We start from the raw sequence: 218 nt of genomic DNA on the forward strand, positions 1-218 counted from the left end.
CCAGGTAGAAGCCAGTTTGATCAGGATGCGATCGTTGCTGATGCCGGCATCATTGTACAGTTTGATCAGGCGCTTGGCCTTGGCAACGCTGGCTACGGTGTCGTAGGACAGACGTGCGTCCACTTCCGTGGAGATGCGGCCCGGAACCAGTTTAAGGATTTCCAGACCAATGTTGACGGCCAGCTTGTCGGCGGCATCGGCGATCTGCTGTTCGCGAT

The 218-nt window shown here is 56.9% G+C and carries 1 protein-coding gene; it reads right to left on the minus strand.

Annotation, left to right across the window (positions count from 1 at the left end):
• The coding region (locus JEM65_RS21690; RefSeq protein WP_306465110.1) for a transaldolase family protein at positions 1 to 218 on the minus strand (218 nt) is incomplete at both ends.

Source organism: Gelidibacter salicanalis, assembly GCF_016469035.1.
Lineage (GTDB): Bacteria > Bacteroidota > Bacteroidia > Flavobacteriales > Flavobacteriaceae > Gelidibacter > Gelidibacter salicanalis_A.